Source organism: Rhodoferax sp. EU05-FHT12H12 (assembly GCF_058791215.1).
In genome coordinates this window covers 37,492-59,754 of sequence record NZ_JBYTDI010000006.1, presented here as the reverse complement: position 1 = coordinate 59,754, position 22,263 = coordinate 37,492, and the positions used below count along the sequence as shown (strand labels likewise).

Here is a 22,263-nt window from a genome sequence, read left to right as displayed (position 1 = left end):
CAGGAGACAGCGATGCGCACTTTCAAACACACCACTCTGGCCGCTCTGGCTGCCAGCCTGGGCCTGGCCGGTAGCGCCATGGCCCAAACCGCCGAAGTGATCCACTGGTGGACCTCGGGCGGCGAATCCGCCGCCGTGCAGGAACTGGCCGCTGCCTACAAGGCCGCAGGCGGCACCTGGGTGGACACCGCCATTGCCGGTGGCGACAACGCCCGCAACACCACGCTGAACCGCATTGCCGGTGGAAAGCCGCCTACAGTGGCCCAGTTCAACACCTCCAAGCAGTACCACGAGGTGGTGGCCGAAGGCCTGTTGAACGACATTGACGCCGTGGCCGTGAAAGAAGGCTGGGACAAGCTCTTCCCCGAGCCGCTCAAGAAGTTCGTCAAGATCAACGGCAAGTACTTCGCCATGCCCGTGAACATCCACAACCCCTCGTGGTTCTGGTACTCCAAGGCCGTGCTGGCCAAGGCCGGTGTGACCGCCGAGCCGCAGAGCATGGACCAGTTTTTTGCCGCGCTGGACAAGATCAAGGCCTCGGGTGCCATTCCCCTGGCTCTGGGCGGCCAAGCCTGGCAAGAAGGCATTTTGTTCAATGCCGTCCTGCACACCGCCGGCGGCGCCGACCTGTACCGCAAGTTCTACGCGAGCACTGACGGTGCGGTGGCCACTTCGGCCGAATTCAAAAAGGTGCTCAGCGATGTGAAGCGCCTCAAGGGTTATGTGGATGCAGGCTCTCCCAACCGCGACTGGAACGTGGCCACCAACATGGTGATCTCCAACAAGGCCGGTTTCCAGATCATGGGCGACTGGGCCAAGGGCGAGTTCGCCGTGGCCAAACAAACGGCCGGCAAGGACTTCGGTTGCTTCCCCGGCTGGGGTGCCAAGGCACCGTACATGATCGAGGGTGACGTGTTTGTGTTCCCCAAGACCAAGGACGCCAACGCCATCAAGGCACAGCAACTGTTCGCCACGGTCGCCAGCTCGCCAGCCGTGCAGGTCGCCTTCAACGCCAAGAAGGGCTCCATCCCGATCCGCACCGATGTGGACATGGGCAAGCTCGACATCTGCAGCCAACAAGGTGTGGCCGCACTGAAGGACCCTGCACGCCACCTCGCGTCGCCCAACCAATTGGTGGCGCCTGAGAAGAAGGGCCAGATTGACGACGCCATCACCAAGTTCTGGAACACCGACCAGTCCGTGGACGATGCCGCCAAGACCTTCGCCGCCATCCTGAAGGGCTAAGCCTTTCACCTTCACCCCGGTGCGCAGCCCTGGCTGCGCACCGGGGTGTGTTTCGACTTTGACTCTGTAGGTTCTCTGTATGCACAAGCTCAAGCGGGGGCGACCACCCAACTGGTGGCTCATGGTGGCCCTGCTGCCCATGGCCGTGACGGCCCTGGTTGGCTACCTGACCACCGTGCTGTGGTCCATCGGCATTTCGTTCTCCAGCTCCCGGATGTTTCCCAAGGCCGAATTTGTCGGTCTGCTGCAGTACCAAAAACTGTTTGCCAACGAGCGCTGGCTGATGTCGGTCAACAACCTGCTGCTCTACGGCGTACTGGCCATCAGCCTGTGCATGGTGCTGGGCTTTTTGATGGCGGTGTTCATCGACCAGAAGATCCGGGCCGAGAGCCTGTTTCGCAGCATCTTTCTCTACCCCTACGCCATGTCCTTTGTGGTGACCGGCCTGGTCTGGCAATGGATGCTGAACCCCACCATGGGCCTGCAATCCGCGTTGCGTGGCATGGGCTTTGCCGATGTCACCGTGGACTGGATCGTGAGCCAGGACAAGGTGATGTACTGCATCATCATCGCCGCCGTGTGGCAGGCCTCTGGTCTGGTCATGGCTATCTTGCTGGCCGGCCTGCGCGGGGTGGATGCCGAGATCTGGAAGGCCAGCCGCCTGGACGGCATCCCGACCTGGCGTGTCTACGTGAGCATCGTGCTGCCCATGATCCGCGGCGCTGTGGCCACGGCCTTCATCCTGCAGTCCATCGCCGCCATCAAGGTCTATGACACCGTCAACTCCATGACCGGCGGTGGCCCCGGTCTGGCCAGCGAGGTGCCGGCCAAATTCATTCTGGACCACCTGTTCCAACGCGGTGCCATTGGGCTGGCCTCGGCCGCCTCCGTGGTGATGCTGGCCACCGTGCTGGCACTGCTGGTGCCCTACTACTTTGTGCGCAAGCACCAGGCCCAAGGAGGCCGTGCATGATCACTACAAAAACCATAGCACGTCGCGCACGCTCCAACTGGACGCCAGCCCGAATTGGCACTTACGCGTTCTTGCTGAGCGCGGCTGCCTTTTTCCTGTTGCCGTTGTATGTGATGCTGGTCACGTCCTTCAAGACGCTGCCCGAGATCCGCGAAAGCTCCATCTTCGCCCTGCCCCTGGCACCCACACTGGAGGCCTGGTTCACCGCCTGGTCCAGCGCCTGTACCGGGCTGGAATGCAAGGGCTTGCAAGTCGGCTTCTGGAATTCGGTGCAGATCGTGGTGCCCAGCACCATCGTCTCCATCCTGCTGGGCGCCATCAACGGCTATGCGCTTTCATTCTGGAAATCGCGCTATGCCAATGCCCTGTTCGCCATCCTGCTGATCGCGGTCTTTGTGCCTTACCAGGTCATCCTGTACCCGCTGGTGCGCATGCTGTCGGCGGTAGGCCTGTTTGGCTCCTTGCCCGCCATCGTGGTTATCCACACCATCTTTGGCATGCCGGTCATGACCCTGCTGTTCCGCAACTATTACAGCGCCATCCCGGACGAGTTGTTCAAGGCCGCACGCATTGACGGCGGTGGCTTCTGGCGCATCTTCCTGGAGCTGATGCTGCCCATGTCGGCCCCCATTGCCATCGTGGCCACCATCATGCAGGTCACCAACATCTGGAACGACTACCTGCTGGGCCTGACCTTCGGCGGCACCGAGTTCTCGCCCATGACGGTGCAGCTCAACAACATCGTCAACAGCACGTTCGGCGAGCGTGCCTACAACGTCAACATGGCCGCCACCATCCTGACCTCGGCGGTTCCTCTCCTCATCTACCTCGTCTCCGGGCGCTGGTTTGTTCGCGGCATTGCCTCCGGCGCCGTCAAAGGTTGATCTCTCCATGGCTTCCATTTCCATCCAATCCCTCGACATCACGCTGGGCAACAACCCGGTCATCAGCCAGCTCAACCTGGAGGTGCAGGAGGGCGAATTCCTGGTGCTGCTGGGCCCTTCGGGCTGCGGCAAGTCCACCCTGTTGCACAGCATTGCAGGCCTGATCGACGTGACTGATGGCAGCATTGCCATTGGCGGCCAGGACGTGACCTGGGCCGACCCCAAGGACCGCGGCATCGGCATGGTGTTCCAGAGCTACGCGCTGTACCCCACCATGACGGTGGAGAAGAACATGGCCTTCGGCCCCCGCATCAGCGGCGTGCCCAAGGCCGAGATTGCCAAACGTGTGGAACGCGCTGCGAGCATGCTGCACCTCACGGAGCTGCTGCAGCGCAAGCCGGCCAACCTGTCGGGCGGCCAGCGCCAGCGCGTGGCCATTGGCCGGGCCCTGGTGCGCGAGGCCGCAGTGTTTTTGTTTGACGAACCACTCTCCAACCTGGACGCCAAGCTGCGCTCCGAGCTGCGCCGCGAACTGAAGGAACTGCACGCCAGCCTGGGTGCCACCATGGTCTACGTGACCCACGACCAGGTGGAAGCCATGACACTGGCCAGTCGCATTGCGGTGATGCGCGGCGGCAAGATTCAGCAAATCGACGCCCCTGCGGTGGTCTATGGCAAACCCGCCAATATGTATGTCGCCGGCTTCCTGGGCTCACCCAGCATGAACTTCATCGAAGGCCGCCTGCACACCGCAGGTCAGGGCGTGCGCTTTGTCACCGATACGGTGGACCTGGACGTCTCGGCCTACGCCTTTGCCCAAGCCCCCCTGGACGGCCAAGCCGTGGTGCTGGGCATCCGCCCCGAAGACCTGACTGCGGCGCTCCAGCCCGGCCACCACCACCTGCAAGCCCGCGTGCGCCTGGTCGAGCCCATGGGCCCCAACCAGGTGCTATGGCTGCAGGCCGGACCACAACAGCTGGGCCTGACCACCGACAGTGCGCTGGCCGCACCGGCTGGCACCGAGGTGTATGTAACGCTGGCCGCCCACCGCGTCTCGCTGTTCAACCCCAGCACCCAGGACCGCCTGTGATGCCAACACACATCCTTCCCAACCCGCAGGCCTTCCCGAAAGACTTTGTCTTCGGTGCGGCCACCAGCGCCTACCAGATCGAGGGGGCTGTGCATGCCGATGGCCGTGGCCTGAGCATGTGGGACAGCTTTGCCCACAACAGCGGCCGCATTGCCGATGGCAGTACCGGCGACGTGGCCTGCGACCACTACCACCGCATGGAAAGCGATGTGGCACTCATCCAGTCGCTGGGCCACACCGCCTACCGCTTCTCGGTGGCCTGGCCGCGCGTGCTGCCCACGGGGCGCGGCGCCGTCAACACCCGGGGCCTGGATTTCTACGACCGCCTGGTGGACCAACTACTGGCCCGTGGCATCACGCCCTACGCCACGCTTTACCACTGGGACCTGCCCCTCACGCTGCACGAACAGGGCGGCTGGCTGCACCGCGACACCTGCCGCGCCTTTGCCGACTTTGCCGAGGTGGTGGCACGCCGACTGGGTGACCGGGTACACAGCTACGCCACGCTCAACGAACCCCGCTGCAGCGCCACCGTGGGCTACCTGGAAGGTCGCCACGCCCCCGGTCTGCAAGACCGCGGCATGGCGCTGCAGGCCGCCCACCACCTGCTGCTGGCACATGGCCTGGCGGTGCCCGCCCTGCGCGCGCACACCCGCAGCGCCCAGGTGGGCGTGGTGCTGGACGTGAAGCCCTATTACGCCGCAGACAGCGGCGCGGACACCGCCCACACCGTGCAAATGGCCGACGGGGTGTTCAACCGCTGGTTTCTGGACCCGCTGTTCAAGGGCCATTACCCACAAGACGTATGGGTGGCAGAACAAGGCCACCAGCCCCTGGTGCAGGACGGCGACCTGGCCACGATCTGCCAGCCGCTGGATGCCCTGGGCTTGAACTACTACACGCGCGGCCACGTGGTGCACGACGCCACACTGCCCTTCCCCCACGCACGGGAACTGCCGGTGACCGGTGCCAGCTACACCACCATGGGCTGGGAGGTGTTTGCCGAAGGCCTGTGCCAGATGCTGGTGCGCATCCACCAGGAATACGCCCCCCAGCGCTTGTATGTGGCAGAAAACGGCGCAGCACTGGACGACAGTGTGGTGGCCGGCCGCGTGCACGACCCGCTGCGTGTGCGCTACCTGCAGGAACACCTGCAGGCGTGTGCCCAGGCCCTGGCCCAGGGTGTGCCGCTGCAGGCCTGGCTAGGCTGGAGCCTGATGGATAACTACGAATGGGGCAAGGGCTACACCCAGCGCTTTGGCCTGTGCCATGTGGACTACGCCACCCAAACCCGAACCCCCAAAGACAGTGCCCTGTGGCTGCGCGACTTCATTGCGCAGCACGCCGGGGCCCGCTGATTTTTCACCTCACCGCACAATACCGACCTTATGAGCACCTTGAACTTTCCCTCCACCTTCCACTGGGGCGTAGCCACCAGTTCCTACCAGATCGAAGGCGCCGCCCACGAAGGCGGCCGTGGCCCGTCCATCTGGGACACCTTCTCACACACCCCCGGCAAGGTACTCAATGGCGACACCGGCGATGTGGCCTGCGACCACTACCACCGCCTGGAAGAAGACCTGGACCTGATCCAGAGCCTGGGGGTGGACAGCTACCGCTTCTCCATTGCCTGGCCACGCGTGCAGCCACTGGGCTATGGCGCCTGGAACCCCGAAGGCCTGGCCTTTTACGACCGCCTGGTCGACGGCCTGCTGGCGCGCGGCATTGCACCCCACATCACGCTCTACCACTGGGACCTGCCCCAGGGTCTGCAAGACCGCGGCGGTTGGGAGTCGCGCGAGACCGCGTTGCACTTTGCCGAATACGCCCGTGTGATGGCCGAGCGCCTGGGTGACCGCGCCGCCAGCATCTGCACCCACAACGAGCCTTGGTGCACCGCCGTACTGGGTAACGAACTGGGCCGCTTCGCGCCCGGCATCCAGGACCAAAAAGTCATGCTGCGCGTGGCCCACCACCTGCTGCTCTCGCACGGCCTGGCCTTGCAGGCCATGCGCGCTGCGGGCGTGAAAACACCGCTGGGCATTGTGCTGAACCAGTCGCCCGCCACCCCGGCCACCAACAGCGCAGCCGACGTGGCCCTGGCCGCCAAGGAATACGCCATGTTTGTGCGCTGGTACATGGACCCGCTGTTCAAAAAGGCCTACCCCGAAGGCGCCAACCTGCCGGTGTGCGACGTGGTGCAGGCCGGCGACATGGACACCATCGCCCAGCCCATGGACTTCCTGGGCATCAATTACTACACCCGCATCTGGAGCTCGGCTGCCACACCGCCGATGCCCGCCCCCAACGCCGATGGTGTGTCTGACATGGGCTGGGAGAACTACGCCCAGGGCCTGACCGATTTGCTGGTGGGCATCCACAGCAACTACACCCTGCCCCCCATCTTCATCACCGAAAACGGCTTTGCATCGCCTGACGCGGTGGTGGACGGCAAGGTGGTTGACCCACGCCGCATTGACTACATGCGCACCCACCTTCAAGCCCTGTTGGCGGCCATGGCTGCAGGCGTGAACGTACAAGGCTTCTTCTACTGGAGCCTGATGGACAACTTTGAGTGGGATTCGGGCTACGACAAACGTTTTGGCCTGTTCCATGTGGACTACGCCACCCAGGTGCGTACCGCCAAAGACAGCGCCCACTGGTACCGCGCACTCATCGCGCAACACCGCGCCACATAAGGGTTTCAGCGCAGAGCCACCCCCGAACGTGGGGGCCTAGGTGGTGGGCAGGGCCCGTGTGGTCTGGCGCACCACCAGCTCCAGCGGCGGCACCTGCACCGCCTCGCTGGGGTAGCCCATCATCTCCAGCAAGGTGTGGGCCGCGTACAGGCCCACCTCGTACACCGGCTGGCGCACGCTGGTCAGTGGTGGTGTCATGTAGTTGCACATGGGCAGGTCATCAAAGCCCACCAACGACACGTCTTCGGGCACCCGGATGCCACGCTGGTACAGCGCCAGCCGCGCCCCCAGGGCCGACTCATCGTTGGCGCAAAAAATGGCGGTGAACGACTCGCCGCTGTCCAGCAGCTTTTGGGCGGCCAGGTAGCCCCCCTTGTCGGTGAAGTTACCGCGCACCACGCAGCGCGGGTTGGGCGTCACACCCGCCTCCTCGTGCGCCTGCAGGTAGCCCAGGTAGCGCTGGTGCGCATCGGGCCGGTTGTCCACCCCTGCCAGGTGCGCAATGCGGGTGTGGCCCAGCGCCAGCAGGTGCTTGGTGGCCAGGTAGCCCCCGTATTTTTGGTCCAGATCGATGGAGCGCACATTCGGCCCCTCCAGCTTGCGCTCGGTGATCACCACCGGCTGCTGCTGCGCCACGGCCAGCACCTCGCTGTCGGCAATGTTGCCGGTCAAGATGATCACGCCGTCCACGCGGCGCGAAGTCAGAAGCTTCAGGCTGGCCGCATCGGCCTCGGCGTTCCAGTGGCCACTCACGATGATGGACGAATGACCGCTCTCGGTCAGCCCCATCTCGATGCCCTTGAGCGCGCGCGAGTAAAACTGGCTCTCGATGGCCTGCGTGAGCACACCCACCGTCATGGTGATGCCGGTTTTCAGGCTGCGCGCAAACAAATTGGGTTTGAAGTTGAGGCGACGGATGGCCGCTTCCACCGCCTCGCGCTTTTCAGGCGCCACCTTGGCGGTGCCGTTCAGGATGCGCGATACCGTACTGGCTGACACCCCTGCCGCACGGGCCACATCGATCAGGGTGACTGGCTCGGACGCGACGAGGGGGAGATCGGAAGGGGAAGGCATATACCCCACCGAGTTTATGCGAAGCGCCTGCGCCAAGGCAGGCCCGCCTCAGTTGGCAAAGGCAGCAATACCGGTTTGCGCCCGGCCCAAAATCAGCGCGTGGATGTCGTGCGTGCCCTCGTAGGTGTTCACCACCTCCAGGTTCACCAAATGGCGGGCCACACCAAACTCGTCGCTGATGCCGTTGCCGCCCATCATGTCGCGCGCCAGGCGGGCAATGTCCAGCGCCTTGCCGCAGCTGTTGCGCTTGAGGATGGAGGTGATCTCCACCGACGCCGTGCCTTCGTCTTTCATGCGCCCCAGGCGCAGACAGCCCTGCAGGCCCAGTGCAATTTCGGCTTGCATGTCGGCCAGCTTTTTCTGGATGAGCTGGTTGGCGGCCAGCGGGCGACCAAACTGTTTGCGGTCCAGCGTGTACTGGCGCGAGCGCAGCCAGCAGTCCTCGGCCGCGCCCAGCGCACCCCAGGCGATGCCGTAACGGGCGCTGTTCAAACAGGTAAACGGGCCTTTGAGGCCTTGTACTTCGGGGAAGGCGTTGTCTTCAGGGCAGAACACGCCGTCCATGACGATCTCGCCGGTAATGCTCGCGCGCAAGCCCACCTTGCCGTGGATGGCGGGGGCTGAGAGGCCAGGCATGCCCTTCTCCAGCACAAAGCCGCGGATGGGGCCGACCTTGCCACCTTCGCTCACTTCCTTGGCCCAGACCACAAACACATCGGCGATGGGGCTGTTGCTGATCCACATCTTGCTGCCGCTGAGTTTGTAGCCACCCGCCACCTTGTGGGCGCGTGTGGCCATGCTGCCAGGGTCGGAGCCATGGTCGGGTTCGGTCAGGCCAAAACAGCCAATGAATTCACCGGTAGCCAGCTTGGGCAGGTACTTTTGTTTTTGTGCCTCGGTCCCAAATTCAAAAATGGGCACCATCACCAGGCTGCTCTGCACACTCATCATGCTGCGGTAGCCGCTGTCTACGCGCTCCACTTCGCGCGCAATCAGGCCGTAGGCCACGTAGTTCAGGCCCGGGCCACCGTACTGCTCGGGAATCGTCGGGCCCAGCAAACCCAAGGCGCCCATCTCGCGAAAGATCGCGGGATCCGTGCTGCCGTCGCGGAAGGCCTGGGTCACGCGCGGCAGCAGCTTGTCCTGGCAGTAGGCCGCCGCAGCGTCCCGCACCATGCGTTCGTCGTCGCTGAGCTGGCTGTCCAGCAGAAAAGGGTCTTGCCAGTTGAAGGCGGCGTGCGGCATGCGGGGGCTCCAGGCGGTGATCGAGGACGCTATGGTAGCCCGCAGGCCGGGTTCGCACAATCAAGGTTTTTGCACCCATATATGCGTTTTACGCACTTTTAATCCGTAACATGCACAACAGTCGTTGGCATGCATCTGGTTAATCTTGCGATTCACGCATGCCTATGCCATAGTGTGTTTTTGTTTGGGGGCTTCTTGCCATGGGCAACACCACATCCACCACCGCGTCCGCCGTGCGTCCGCCGGTGACCATTTTCGGGCCCGACTTTCCCTTCGCGTTTGACGACTGGATTGCCCACCCTGCAGGCCTGGGCACCTTGCCCGCCCATCGCCTGGGCGAAGAGGTGGCCATTGTGGGCGCTGGCATGGCGGGCATGGTGGCGGCCTATGAGCTCATGAAACTGGGCCTCAAGCCCGTCATTTACGAGGCCTCCAAAATGGGCGGCCGCCTGCGCTCGCAAGTGTTTGAAGGCACCCAAGCCACCGTGGCCGAGCTGGGCGGCATGCGCTTCCCCGTGTCGGGCACGGCGTTTTACCACTACGTGAATCAACTGGGCCTGCAAACGCGCCCTTTCCCCAACCCGCTGACGCCCGCCTCGGGCAGCACGGTGATTGATTTGGAGGGCGAGACGCACTACGCGCAGTCGCTGGCCGACCTGCCCGCCGTGTTCCGCGAGGTGGCCGAGGCCTGGGCCCAGGCGCTGGAAGACGAAGCGCGCTTTACCGACATGCAAGACGCCATTCGCACGCGCGATGTGCCCACGCTCAAACGCCTGTGGAACACGCTGGTGCCGCTGTGGGACGACCGCACGTTTTACGACTTCATTGCCAGCTCCCAGGCGTTCTCCAAGCTGTCGTTCCGCCACCGCGAGATCTTTGGCCAGGTGGGCTTTGGCACGGGGGGTTGGGACTCGGACTTTCCCAACTCCATGCTCGAAATCTTGCGCGTGGTGTTGACAAACTGCGATGACGAACAGCGCCTCATTGTCGGCGGGGCCGACCAGGTGCCACACGGGCTGTGGCGCCACGCACCTGCGCAGCCCGTGCATTGGCCCCAGGGCACCACGCTGCAAAGCCTGCACGCTGGCGCCACACGCGCCGGTGTAGCGTCCATCGCGCGCGCCGCCGATGGACGCCTGGCCGTGACCGACTGCTGGGGCGACACGCGCCCCTACAGCGCGGTGCTGACCACCTGCCAGAGCTGGCTGCTGACCACACAAATTGCGGTCGAAGAATCGCTGTTCTCGCAAAAGATGTGGATGGCGCTGGACCGCACGCGCTACATGCAGTCCAGCAAAACCTTTGTGATGGTGGACCGCCCGTTCTGGAAAGACAAAGACCCCGAGACTGGCCGCGATGTGATGAGCATGACGCTGACCGACCGGCTGACGCGCGGCACCTACCTGTTTGACAACGGGCCGGACCAGCCAGCGGTGATCTGCCTGTCCTATGCCTGGATGGGTGATGCACTCAAGATGCTGCCGCAGTCGCCCGAAAAGCGCGTGAAGCTCGCCTTACAGGCGCTCAAGAAGATCTATCCCAAGGTGGACATTGCGAGCCACATCATTGGCGACCCCATTTGTGTGTCGTGGGAGGCCGACCCCTACTTTCTGGGTGCCTTCAAGGGTGCCCTTCCCGGCCACTACCGCTACAACCAGCGCATGTATGCGCACTTTATGCAGGACACGTTTCCCGCCGAACACAAAGGCCTGTTCATTGCGGGCGACGACGTGTCGTGGACACCCGCCTGGGCAGAGGGTGCAGTGCAGACCTCGCTCAACGCCGTGTGGGGCATCGTCCACCACCTGGGTGGCCACACCCCTGCCAGTAACCCCGGCCCCGGCGATGTGTTTGCCACGCTAGGCCCCATGGCCCTGCCCGACTGAACCCCATGCGCAGCCCCTTGACCCTGGCCCTGCTGCAATGCGCGCCCGCACCGCTGGATGTGGCGGGCAACCTGCAACGGCTAGAACAAGCCGCGCAGCAGGCCGCGGCAGCCGGCGCACAGGTGCTGGTGTGCCCGGAGATGTTTGTCAGCGGCTACGCCATTGGTGCGGCAGCCGTGCAACAACTGGCCCAACCCGCCGACGGCGCCTGGGCCCAGGCTGTGGTTGCCATCGCGCAGCGCCATGGCGTGGCGGTTGTCTACGGCTACCCGGAGCGGGATGCCAGCGGCACGGTGTTCAACGCCGCACAGTGGATCAGCGCGCAAGGCCAGCGCTGCCTGAACTACCGCAAGACCTATCTGTTTGGTGACCTGGACCGCCAGCAGTTTGCAGCGGGCGCGCCCAGTGCCGCCACCTTCACACTGCAGGGCTGGACCATTGGCCTGCTGATTTGTTACGACGTGGAGTTTCCCGAGGCGACGCGCCGCTTGGCGCTGGCCGGGGCCGACCTGATCGTGGTGCCCACGGCCAATATGCCGGCGTACGACTTTGTGGCCCAGGCTCTGGTGCCTGTACGTGCCTACGAGAACCAACTGTATGTGGCCTACGCCAATTACGTGGGCGCCGAGGGCGATGTGCACTACGGCGGCCTGAGCCTGCTGGCCGCCCCTGATGGCCAGACCTTGGCGCAGGCGGACCGACGGGCCACGCTGCTGATGGCCACCCTGGACGACGCGCGCCTGAACGCCGCCCGCGCAGCTAACCACCACGTGCGAGACATGGCCGCTGTGCCACCCCACACCCCCTGACATTCCCATGCGCCGCAAAATCCCCGCCACCCAGGCCCTGCTGTGTTTCGACGCCGCAGCCCGCCACGAAAGTTTCACCCGCGCTGCACACGAGCTGGCGCTCACCCAAAGCGCCGTCTCCCGCCAGATCACCGCACTCGAAGACCTGGTGGGCACACCACTGTTTCGCCGCACGCGCCATGGCGTGGCGCTCACTACCGCCGGCGCACGCTACGCCCAACAGGTAGCGCTGCGCCTGCGCGGACTGGAGCAGGACACGCTGGACCTGATGTCCACCCAGGGACGCGGCGGCACGGTGCAATTGGCCAGCGTGCCCACCTTTGCCACACGCTGGCTCATCCCGCGCCTGCAGGCCTTCAACGCCCGGCACCCGGACACCACCGTGCACATCGAGACCCGCACCCGCCCCTTCCTGTTTGCCGACACGCCGTTTGACGCCGCCATCTTTGCCGGCACCGAAGCCCAGGTGCAGCACTGGGCCGGCACCCACGCCGTGCCGCTGATGGCCGAGGAAGTGGTCGCCGTTTGCAGCCCCACGCTGCTGCCCGGCCGCGAGGGCCTGAGCGCCCGCGCACTGGCCGACCTGCCGCTGCTGCAGCAAAGCACCCGGCCGGACAGCTGGCAGGCCTGGTTTGCCGCGCAAGGGGTGGAGGCACCGCTGGCCCTGTCGGGCCCACGTTACGAGCAGTTCTCCATGACCACGGCCGCCGCCACCCAGGGCATGGGTGTGGCGCTGGTGCCGCGCCTGCTGATCGAGGCGGAGCTGGCACGGGGCGAACTGGTGCTGGCCCACCCAGCACCGCTGGCGGGCGCACGCCACTACTACCTGGTACTGCCTGAAGGTGCCGACGACAAGCCCGTCGTGCAGAACTTCAGTACCTGGCTGCAACAGGCGAGCCAAGACTAGTCAGGGCATTTTCCATCGGGCGATTTGCAATTTCGCACGATTGTGCTAAATTTGCGCCATGGATGCCAAAACCCATAAAAGTGAACTGACCCGTGCTGCCATCGTGGATGCGGCGCTGCACCTGGCTGCCGACGAAGGCCTGGAGGCCATCAATCTGCAAGTGGTGGCGGACCGTGCCGGCCTGTCCAAGAGCGGCGTGTTCTCCCGCGTGGGTTCGCGTGAGGCGCTGCAAAAGGCCGTGATCGAAGAATACGGCCGCCGCTTTTTGGCCGATGTGTTTGTGCCCGCCATGCAGGCCCCCAAGGGCCTGCCGCGGTTGGACGGCATCGTGCAGCGCTGGATTGTGCGCATGCGCGATGTGGAAGTGCACACCGGCTGCCTGTATACGGCAGGCGCCTTTGAGCTGGACGACCGCGAAGGTGAGCTGCGCGACCTGCTGTTCCAGGAAGTGACCCGCTGGCGCGCCGCACTGCGCCGCACGGTGCTGCAGGCCATGGACGCCGGCCACCTGCGCCCCGACACCGACCCCGGCCAACTGGTGGCCGAGCTCAACGGCATGGCCATGGCCCTGCTGCACGATGCGCGCTTTCTGCGTGACACCCATGCCGCCCAGCACGCCCAGGCCACCTGGCAGCGCATGCTGGCCAGCTACCGCACCTGAAGGTTTCGCCATGTCCTCCTGTTTTATAGGCTCGAGTAAATTTCGCACGACTGTGCGAAGAAAGGAAACGCCATGCTGATCTTTGCCCTGTTGATTGCGGTTCCGGCTGCTGTGCTGTATCTGGGCCTGCGCCTGTGTCGGCTATGGGACGGATTGCCCCGCAGCAATGCGGACTGGATTCACTACTGACACCGAATGGAGCCCACCATGACCACGACCGCCCTGCAAGCCACCTCTGACTTTTATGCCAGCAACCCCGCCACCCGCGTGTTGCGCCTGACGCTGGGCGCCACCCAGCGACTCTGGCCAGCACTGGGCTTGCGCCTGGCCTACCGCCTGTTTGGCACGCCACTGCCCCCGCGCTGGCTGCGCCGCGATCGCCCCTGGCCCAGCCACTGGACCCAGGAGCGGTGGGCGTTTGAGGATGCCAGTCTGACCCTCCACCACCCGTTACGCCACCCGGCCGCACCGGAGAAGAGCGCACCAGCCGAGGGCGCCTGCGTGCTGTTGGTGCATGGCTGGGGCGGCCACGCGGGCCAGATGCTGCCGCTGGCCCAGGCGCTGATCGTCCAGGGCCTGCGCCCGGTGCTGCTGGATTTGCCCGCCCACGGCAAGAACGCGGGCCGGGTCAGCAACCTGCCGCAATTTGCCCGCGCCATTGAATACACACTGGCCCGGCTGACCCAGCAAGGCCACACCGTACAGGGCGTGGTGGCGCATTCGCTGGCGGCCAACGGCCTGGCTTTTGCAGCGGCCCGAGGCCTGCCCACACAGCGTCTGGTGCTGTTGGCGCCGCCTGCCTCACCACGCGAATACACGCGCCTGTTTGCCCAGGTGTTTGGCCTGCACGAGCCCATGCGGGCCGCCCTGCAGCGCCGCATTGAGGCGCGCGAGGGCATCGTCATGGCCCAGTTTGAACCCCACGCCAGCGGCCCGCGCATCACCCAGCCCACGCTGGTGGTGCATGACCGGGGCGACCGCATCAACCCCTTTGCCGACGGCACCGCGTTTGCCGACACCATTCCGGGTGCCCGGCTGCTGGCCACCGATGGCCTGGGCCACACCCGCCTGCTGCGTGATGCGCTGGTGGCGCACGCCGTGGTTGACTTTCTGGGCTGAACCGCCTGCGACCCGCAAGCCCAGGTGCCAGGGCTTGCGGGCAAACCCCTAGTTACAGCGTGGCACGTGGATTGCTAGCATGCAACTCATGACTTGACCAAACGGTCAGTTTTTAAAGGAGTTGCCAGCGTGTCTACCCCCTCATCCTCTCCCGCCGACGTTCGTGCAGGCCGCCTCGCCAGCGAGGAATACGCCAAACGGTTTGCCGACGCCACCCCGCGCTTCACCGAATCGCAAGCCCTGCTGGAGGCCGAGCGCTGCCTCTACTGTTATGACGCGCCCTGCGCCACGGCCTGCCCCACAAGCATTGACGTGCCGTCCTTCATCAAGCGCATTGCCGATGGCAACCTGCGCGGCTCGGCCAAGGCCATTCTGGAGAGCAACCCGCTAGGCGGCATGTGCGCCCGTGTCTGCCCCACCGAAAACCTGTGCGAAGCCGTCTGCGTGCGCAACACCCAGGAAGACCGCCCGGTCGCCATTGGCCGCCTGCAGCGCCACGCGGTGGACGCCCTGATGGAAAGCGACAAGCCGCAAATCTTTACCCGCGCCCCCGCCACCGGCAAAAAAGTAGCCGTGGTGGGCGCTGGCCCCGCCGGTTTGGCCTGTGCCTACACGCTGGCCCGCGAAGGCCACGATGTGGTGGTGTTTGACGCCAAACCCAAGGCTGGCGGCCTGAACGAATACGGCTTGGCCAGCTACAAAACCCCCGGCGACTTTGCCCAGCGCGAAGTGCAATGGCTGCTGGACATTGGCGGCATCACCATCCAGAACAACTGGAAGCTGGAAACCGTGGCCCAACTGGAGACGCTGCGCAAAGACTACGCCGCCGTCTTTTTGGGCATGGGCCTGGCCACCACCCAGCAACTGGGTGTGGTGGGCGAAACCCTGCAAGGCATGCAAGACGCGGTGGAATTTATTGCCACCCTGCGCCAGACCGAAGACCTGTCCACCCTGCCCGTGGGCCGCCGCGTGGTGGTGATTGGTGGCGGCATGACGGCGGTGGACGCCGCCGTACAAAGCAAGCTACTGGGCGCAGAAGAAGTGCACATGGTCTACCGCCGCGGGCCCGAGAGCCTGTCAGCATCGACCGCCGAGCAGGAATGGGCGCAAACCAACGGCGTGACCATCCACCACTGGCTGGCGCCCGTGGAGGTGCTGGGCCACAGCGGCCATGTGAGTGGCATCACCTTTGCACACCAGGCGATGGTGGACGGCAAGCTCGCCCCCACTGGTGAAACCACCACCCTGGCGGCCGACACCGTGCTCAAGGCCATTGGCCAGAAGCTGGGCAACCCCGTGTTGGCCGAGGCAGGCCTGACGCTCTCGGGCGGAAAAATTGCCACCGATGCCGAGGGCAGCACCAACCTCAAGGGCGTGTGGGCGGGCGGCGACTGCCGTGCTGGTGGGCTGGACCTGACCGTGGAGGCCGTGGAACACGGCAAGCTGGCTGCCAAAGCCATCCACGCGTACCTCAAGGCCTGATCGGCCCCTCCGTCACGAGACATCACGACCTCACAACCTCAAGAACACCGGAGTCACACCATGGCCAATCTCGCAACCAATTTCGTCGGCATCAAAAGCCCCAACCCCTTCTGGCTTGCCTCTGCCCCGCCCACCGACAAGGCCTACAACGTCAACCGCGCGTTTGAAGCCGGCTGGGGCGGCGTGGTCTGGAAAACGCTGGGCGAAGCCGGCCCCCCCGTGGTCAACGTCAACGGCCCGCGCTACGGCGCGCTGCTGTCGCCCGACCGCCGCCTCATGGGCTTCAACAACATCGAGCTCATCACCGACCGCGACCTGGAACTCAACCTGAAAGAGATCACCGAGGTCAAGCGCAACTGGCAAGACCGCGCCATGATCGTTTCGCTGATGGTGCCCTGCGAAGAGAAAAGCTGGAAAGCCATCCTGCCGCGTGTGGAAGACACCGGTGCGGACGGCATCGAGCTGAATTTTGGCTGCCCCCACGGCATGAGCGAGCGCGGCATGGGCGCCGCCGTAGGCCAGGTGCCCGAGTACATCCAGATGGTGACCGAGTGGTGCAAGCAGTACAGCAAGCTGCCCGTGATCGTGAAACTCACGCCCAACATCACCGACATCCGCAAGCCCGCCCAGGCCGCCAAAAAGGGCGGCGCCGATGCGGTGTCGCTCATCAACACCATCAACTCCATCATGGGTGTGGACCCCTACACGCTGACCATGTCGCCCAGCACGGGCGGCAAGGGCAGCCACGGTGGCTACTGCGGCCCGGCCGTCAAGCCGATTGCGCTGAACATGGTGGCCGAGATTGCCCGTGACCCCGCCACCGCCGGCCTGCCCATCAGCGGCATTGGCGGCATCGGCAACTGGCGCGACGCGCTGGACTTCATCGCGCTGGGCTCGGGCACCGTGCAGGTGTGCACCGCCGCCATGGTCTACGGCTTCAAGATCGTGCAGGAAATGGAAAGCGGTTTGTCCACCTACATGGACGAAATGGGATTCACCAGCGTGGACCAGATCGTGGGCAAGGCCGTGCCGACTGTGAGCGACTGGCGCTACCTGAACCTCAACCACGTGAGCAAGGCCGTCATCAACCAGGACAGCTGCATCCAGTGCGGCCGCTGCCACATTGCCTGCGAAGACACCAGCCACCAGGCCATCACCTTCATGAAAGACGGCAAGCGCCACTTTGAGGTGAAGGAAGACGAATGCGTGGGCTGCAACCTGTGCGTGACCGTGTGCCCCGTGCCCAACACCATCAGCATGCGCGATGTGCCCGTGGGCGAAGTGGACCAGCGCACCGGCAAACCCGTGAGCCCGGTGCACGCCGACTGGACCACCCACCCCAACAACCCCATGCGGGCCAGTGCCTGAACGGACTTGATAGGGCGGCATTTAGGCATCAAAATGGCCTCTAGCCCCCTGTTTCATTGCGCGAACAGCTATTAATTTAGGAGCAAATATGAGCACTCTGTTTATCCGTGGCGGTACGGTGGTCAACGCCGACCGCGCCTTCAAGGCCGACGTGATTACCCAGGACGGCAAGATCGTGGCCGTGGGCGAGAACCTCACGGCCCCGGCTGGTGCCACCACGGTGGACGCGGGCGGCCAGTATGTGATGCCCGGCGGCATTGACCCGCACACCCACATGCAGCTGCCCTTCATGGGCACCGTCACCATGGACGACTTCTACACCGGCACCGCAGCCGGCCTGGCCGGTGGCAACACCACCATCATCGACTTCGTCATCCCCGACCCCAAAGAGAACATCCTGGACGCCTACAAAAAATGGCGCGGCTGGGCCGAGAAGTCGGCGTCGGATTACTCCTTCCACGTGGCCATTACGTGGTGGGACGAGACCGTGAAGCGCGACATGGGCACGCTGGTGCAGCAAGAAGGCGTGAACAGCTTCAAGCACTTCATGGCCTACAAAAACGCCATCATGTGCGACGACGAAACCCTGGTGAACAGCTTCAAGCGTTCGCTGGAACTGGGCGCCATGCCCACCGTGCACGCCGAGAACGGCGAGCTGGTCTACCTGCTGCAAAAAACCGTGGCCGAGATGGGCATCAAAGGACCCGAGGGCCACCCGCTCTCGCGCCCGCCCATGGTGGAAGCCGAAGCCGCCAACCGCGCCATCGCCATTGCCGATGTGCTGAACGTGCCCATCTACGTGGTGCACGTGAGCTGCGTGGAAGCGGCTGAAGCCATTGCCCGCGCACGCGCACGCGGCCAGCGTGTGTACGGCGAAGTGCTGGCCGGCCACCTGGTGCTGGACGACAGCGTTTACCGCCACCCGGACTTTGCCACCGCCGCGGCCCACGTGATGAGCCCGCCCTTCCGCCCCAAGGGCAACAGCGAATTCTTGTGGCGCGGCCTGCAAAGCGGCAACCTGCACACCACCGCCACCGACCACTGCACCTTCTGCGCCGCGCAAAAGGCCGCGGGCAAAGACGACTTCAGCAAGATCCCCAACGGCTGCGGCGGCGTGGAAGAGCGCCTGGCCGTGATCTGGGACGAAGGTGTGAACACCGGCCGCCTGACGCCCAGCGAGTTTGTGGCCGTCACCTCGGCCAACACCGCCAAACTGTTCAACATCTACCCACAAAAGGGCAGCGTGTCCGTGGGCGCCGATGCCGACCTGGTGGTGTGGGATCCCGCAGCTACCAAGACGATTTCGGTCAAAACCCAGTTCAGCAAGGGTGACTTCAACATCTTTGAAGGCCGCACCGTCAAAGGCATCCCCAGCCACACCGTGAGCCAGGGCGAGCTGGTCTATGTGCAGGGCGACCTGCGCGCCGTGCAAGGCAAGGGCCGCTACATCAAGCGCCCCGCCTTCAGCGACAACTTTGCCGCCAACAAGCTGCGTGCCGACACGCTGGCTCCCACGGCCGTCAAACGCTGACCATTTGTACCTGCGGGTATGCGGAATGCCGGGCGGCTCATACTGCCAAACGCGCAGAAATCGCCGCCCGACACTCCGCATACCCGCGACATGTAGCGCTATTTGTTTTGGAAGGAATTCAGCATGACTACCGCAACCGCTATCGACATTGACAAGGTCCGCATCAACGGCGATCGCCTCTGGGCTTCGCTCATGGAGCTGGCGCAGATTGGCGCCACGCCCAAGGGTGGTGTGTGCCGCTTGACACTGACCGACCTGGACAAGCAGGGCCGCGACCTGGTGCTGGGCTGGGCCAAGGACGCGGGCATGACCATCACCATCGACAAGATCGGCAACGGCTTCATGCGCCGCGCCGGCCGCAACAACAGCCTGCCGCCCATCATGACCGGCAGCCACATCGACACCCAACCCACCGGCGGCAAGTTCGACGGCAACTACGGCGTGCTGGCCGGCATTGAAGTGGTGCGCACGTTGAATGACTTGGGGATCGAGACCGAAGCCCCCATCGAAGTGGCCTTCTGGACCAACGAAGAAGGCTCGCGTTTTGTGCCCGTGATGATGGGCTCGGGCGTGTTCGCCAAGGCCTTCACGCTGGAGCATGCGTATGCGGCAACGGATACCGAAGGCAAGAGCGTCAAGGGCGAGCTCGAACGCATCGGCTACATCGGCACGCAAGAGCCCGGCGACCACCCGATTGGCGCGTACTTTGAAACGCATATCGAACAAGGCCCGGTGCTGGAAGACAACGACGTGACCATCGGCGTGGTCAGCGGCGTGCTGGGCATCCGCTGGTTTGACTGCACCGTGACCGGCATGGAAGCCCACGCCGGCCCCACGCCCATGGCGCTGCGCAAGGACGCGATGCTGGCCGCCACCCGCATCATGCAAGACGTGGTGGCTGCCGCCCACCGCCACCCGCCGCATGGCCGCGGCACCGTGGGCATGGTGCAAGTGTTCCCCAACAGCCGCAACGTGATCCCCGGCCGGGTGAAGTTCAGCATCGACCTGCGCAACAGCACCGATGCGCTGGTGGACCAAATGGCCGACGAGGTGAAAGCCTTCGCCGCCAAGGTGGGCCAGGAGCACGGCGTGGACGTGAAGATCGAAATGGTGTCCAGCTACAACGCGATTGCGTTCCACGAGAACTGCGTGGACGCCGTGGGCCGCGCCGCCAAGAAACTGGGCTACTCCAACATGCCCGCCGTCTCAGGCGCTGGCCACGACGCCGTCTACATGGCCAAGCTGGCCCCCGCCGGCATGATCTTCATCCCCTGCAAGGACGGTATCAGCCACAACGAGATTGAAGACGCGAAGCCGGAGCACATCACCGCGGGGTGCAATGTGTTGTTGCATGCGATGTTGGAGCGGGCTGGCACCTAAGACTGCCACAGAGCGGCCCTATGGCCACCTTCTTGAACCCATCAGGCTTGGAAACCTGCATGGGTTTTTTTATCGCAGATACGCCATAAAGGGCTTGGGCACTTGGGAAGTCCGTGTATCGTTTGGAGACTCTTTGCCCTAGATTTCCAAGAAGGATTCCCCATGAAACTCAAGACCCGAATCCTCTGGCTGTGTGCGGCCACACTGCTGGGATTGGTTGTACTTTCGGCCGTGGCGCTGACCACGCTTCACCGCTCGATGATGAACGAGCGGACCGCGCAGCTGTCCAACCTGGTGTTGCTGGCCCACGCTGCTGCGCAAAAGGCCCATGAGCAGGAAAAGAGCGGTGCACTTTCGCGCGAAGACGCACAGAAGGAAGCCAAACGCAATATCGGCAGCTTTGTCGACAAGGACAAATACTTCTTCGTGCGCGGCTTCACCGACGATGTGAACTACGTGCACCCCAACCCCAAACGCATCGGCATCGTCGATGAAAAGGGCGGCAAGGAAGCCGGCGTGCGCTACCGCGCTGCGCTGGCGGGCAAGACCATAGGCACCGTCACGGCGCCCGGCACCCGCCCCGGCGCCAAGGAGCCTGTGGACAAGCTCTACGCCGTCATCAAGTTCGAACCCTGGGACTGGATCATCGGCTTTGGTGACTACGTGGACGATATTGAGCAGGCCTTCTTGCGCAATACAGTCATTCTGCTGTCCATCGGCGCGGTGCTGATGCTCATCATGGCCGTGATGGCCTGGCACATGCTGCGCACGCTGGTGAAGCAGCTGGGCGGCGAACCACAGTACGCGGCAGAGGTAGTGACCCAGATCGCCGAAGGCAACCTGGCCGTGGACGTGCACACGCTGCCTGGCGATACCACGAGCATCCTGCACGCCATCCGCGCCATGCGCGACAACCTGGCGCACCTGGTGACGCAAGTGCGTGACAGCACCGACTCCATCAACACCGCCTCGGCCGAGATTGCGGCCGGCAATAGCAACCTCTCGTCCCGCACGGAGTCGCAGGCCAGTGCGCTGGAAGAAACCGCAGCATCGATGGAAGAACTCACCTCCACCGTGCAACAGAACGCGGCGAACGCACGCCAGGCCGACGAGCTGGCGCGAACCGCATCAGAAATGGCCATGCGGGGCGGCGATGTGGTGCAACAGGTGGTGGGCACCATGGGCTCCATCGACGAGTCTTCCCGCAAGATTGTGGACATCATCAGCGTCATCGATGGCATTGCCTTCCAGACCAACATCCTGGCGCTCAATGCCGCGGTGGAAGCCGCGCGTGCCGGTGAGCAGGGCCGCGGATTTGCCGTGGTCGCCAGCGAAGTGCGCAGCCTGGCCGGGCGCAGCGCAGCCGCTGCCAAGGAGATCAAGGGACTGATCGACGACTCCGTGGCCAAAGTCGGCGTGGGCACCCAGCTGGTAGAGCAAGCGGGTTCCACCATGCGCGAAGTGGTCGACGGCGTGAAGAACGTCACCACCATGGTGGCCGAGATCAGCGCTGCCAGCGCCGAGCAAAGCGCCGGTATCGCCCAGGTGAACCAGGCCATCTCGCAGATGGACCAGGGCACGCAGCAGAACGCAGCACTGGTGGAGGAAGCTCTGGCCGCAGCAGAGTCACTCAGCCAACAGGCCGTTGCGTTGGCGAAGACAGTGGGGCAGTTCCGGGTGGCCTGACCTTCATCACCTGCAAAGGCGGCATCCGCCACAACGGGATTGAGGATGCGAAGCCGGCGCACATCACCGCGGGGTGCAATGTGCTGTTGCATGCGATGTTGGAGCGGGCTGGGGTGGCGTGGCGTGACCGCCCAGCAGCACTAAAGCCAGACACGCGGGCGCCATGAGTGAAATCGACCTCTAGCGCCCGTATTCATTGCGCAAGCAGCTATTGAATTAGTAGT

18 protein-coding genes and 1 pseudogene are annotated in these 22,263 nt (G+C 64.3%); 17 read left to right on the top strand and 2 right to left on the bottom strand.

From position 1 onward, the window contains the following. Positions 1–12 precede the first annotated feature (12 nt). From AC3WS7_RS16175 to AC3WS7_RS16150, 6 genes are all read left to right on the top strand, one after another. The gene (locus AC3WS7_RS16175) at positions 13–1,245 is read left to right on the top strand and encodes an ABC transporter substrate-binding protein (RefSeq protein WP_363709086.1); all 1,233 of its coding nucleotides are present in this window, start codon (positions 13–15) and stop codon (positions 1,243–1,245) included. A 79-nt stretch (positions 1,246–1,324) separates the two neighbouring features. Then, a complete protein-coding gene (locus tag AC3WS7_RS16170) occupies positions 1,325–2,218 on the top strand; it encodes a carbohydrate ABC transporter permease (RefSeq protein WP_296469319.1) in 894 nt (297 codons plus the stop codon). Then, positions 2,215–3,102 carry a carbohydrate ABC transporter permease gene (locus AC3WS7_RS16165; protein WP_492657086.1) on the top strand — a complete coding sequence of 296 codons (888 nt, stop codon included), beginning with the start codon at positions 2,215–2,217 and terminating at the stop codon, positions 3,100–3,102. The genes AC3WS7_RS16170 and AC3WS7_RS16165 overlap by 4 nt, the downstream gene beginning before the upstream one ends. A gap of 7 nt (positions 3,103–3,109) precedes the next feature. After that, positions 3,110–4,192 (top strand): ABC transporter ATP-binding protein, encoded by a 1,083-nt coding sequence (locus AC3WS7_RS16160; RefSeq protein WP_296469314.1) that lies wholly within the window; start codon positions 3,110–3,112, stop codon positions 4,190–4,192. After that, a complete protein-coding gene (locus AC3WS7_RS16155; protein WP_492657085.1) occupies positions 4,192–5,550 on the top strand; it encodes a GH1 family beta-glucosidase in 1,359 nt (452 codons plus the stop codon). Before AC3WS7_RS16160 ends, AC3WS7_RS16155 begins: the two co-directional genes overlap by 1 nt. 30 nt (positions 5,551–5,580) lie before the next feature. After that, a complete protein-coding gene (locus tag AC3WS7_RS16150) occupies positions 5,581–6,891 on the top strand; it encodes a GH1 family beta-glucosidase (protein WP_492657084.1) in 1,311 nt (436 codons plus the stop codon). A 36-nt stretch (positions 6,892–6,927) separates the two neighbouring features. Here AC3WS7_RS16150 and AC3WS7_RS16145 read toward each other — a convergent pair whose 3' ends face one another. Then, the gene (locus AC3WS7_RS16145) at positions 6,928–7,965 is read right to left on the bottom strand and encodes a LacI family DNA-binding transcriptional regulator (protein ID WP_296469308.1); all 1,038 of its coding nucleotides are present in this window, start codon (positions 7,963–7,965) and stop codon (positions 6,928–6,930) included. Positions 7,966–8,013: 48 nt separating this feature from the next. Continuing rightward, positions 8,014–9,210, bottom strand: coding sequence for an acyl-CoA dehydrogenase (locus AC3WS7_RS16140; protein ID WP_492657083.1), 1,197 nt, complete (start codon positions 9,208–9,210; stop codon positions 8,014–8,016). A 200-nt stretch (positions 9,211–9,410) separates the two neighbouring features. On the opposite strand from AC3WS7_RS16140, the gene AC3WS7_RS16135 reads away from it, so the two are divergent. The 11 genes and pseudogenes from AC3WS7_RS16135 to AC3WS7_RS16085 all read left to right on the top strand — a co-directional run. Then, positions 9,411–11,096 (top strand): flavin monoamine oxidase family protein, encoded by a 1,686-nt coding sequence (locus AC3WS7_RS16135; RefSeq protein WP_492657082.1) that lies wholly within the window; start codon positions 9,411–9,413, stop codon positions 11,094–11,096. A gap of 5 nt (positions 11,097–11,101) precedes the next feature. After that, on the top strand, positions 11,102–11,905 hold the full coding sequence (locus tag AC3WS7_RS16130) for a carbon-nitrogen hydrolase family protein (RefSeq protein WP_492657081.1): 804 nt from the start codon (positions 11,102–11,104) through the stop codon (positions 11,903–11,905). A gap of 7 nt (positions 11,906–11,912) precedes the next feature. Beyond that, positions 11,913–12,812, top strand: a complete 900-nt coding sequence (locus tag AC3WS7_RS16125) for a LysR family transcriptional regulator (protein WP_296469303.1) — start codon at positions 11,913–11,915, stop codon at positions 12,810–12,812. Positions 12,813–12,870: 58 nt separating this feature from the next. Then, positions 12,871–13,473, top strand: coding sequence for a TetR/AcrR family transcriptional regulator (locus AC3WS7_RS16120; RefSeq protein ID WP_492657080.1), 603 nt, complete (start codon positions 12,871–12,873; stop codon positions 13,471–13,473). A gap of 207 nt (positions 13,474–13,680) precedes the next feature. Beyond that, complete coding sequence (locus AC3WS7_RS16115) at positions 13,681–14,592, top strand: alpha/beta hydrolase (RefSeq protein ID WP_492657079.1); 912 nt, start codon at positions 13,681–13,683, stop codon at positions 14,590–14,592. Between the two features lie 129 nt (positions 14,593–14,721). Further along, the gene (locus AC3WS7_RS16110; RefSeq protein WP_492657078.1) at positions 14,722–16,074 is read left to right on the top strand and encodes an NAD(P)-dependent oxidoreductase; all 1,353 of its coding nucleotides are present in this window, start codon (positions 14,722–14,724) and stop codon (positions 16,072–16,074) included. 60 nt (positions 16,075–16,134) lie between these two features. Then, positions 16,135–17,442: an NAD-dependent dihydropyrimidine dehydrogenase subunit PreA gene (gene preA, locus AC3WS7_RS16105; RefSeq protein ID WP_492657077.1), complete on the top strand. Its 1,308-nt coding sequence runs from the start codon at positions 16,135–16,137 to the stop codon at positions 17,440–17,442. An 88-nt stretch (positions 17,443–17,530) separates the two neighbouring features. Further along, entirely contained in the window at positions 17,531–18,973 is a 1,443-nt protein-coding gene (gene hydA / locus AC3WS7_RS16100; protein WP_492657076.1) for a dihydropyrimidinase, read from the top strand. A gap of 123 nt (positions 18,974–19,096) precedes the next feature. Continuing rightward, positions 19,097–20,353 carry a Zn-dependent hydrolase gene (locus tag AC3WS7_RS16095; protein ID WP_492657075.1) on the top strand — a complete coding sequence of 419 codons (1,257 nt, stop codon included), beginning with the start codon at positions 19,097–19,099 and terminating at the stop codon, positions 20,351–20,353. Positions 20,354–20,515: 162 nt separating this feature from the next. Next, positions 20,516–22,039 (top strand): methyl-accepting chemotaxis protein, encoded by a 1,524-nt coding sequence (locus AC3WS7_RS16090; protein ID WP_492657074.1) that lies wholly within the window; start codon positions 20,516–20,518, stop codon positions 22,037–22,039. Continuing rightward, positions 22,027–22,206 (top strand): annotated as a pseudogene (locus AC3WS7_RS16085) (hypothetical protein); the annotation flags it as partial. The gene AC3WS7_RS16090 and the pseudogene AC3WS7_RS16085, both read left to right, overlap by 13 nt. Positions 22,207–22,263 lie beyond the last annotated feature (57 nt).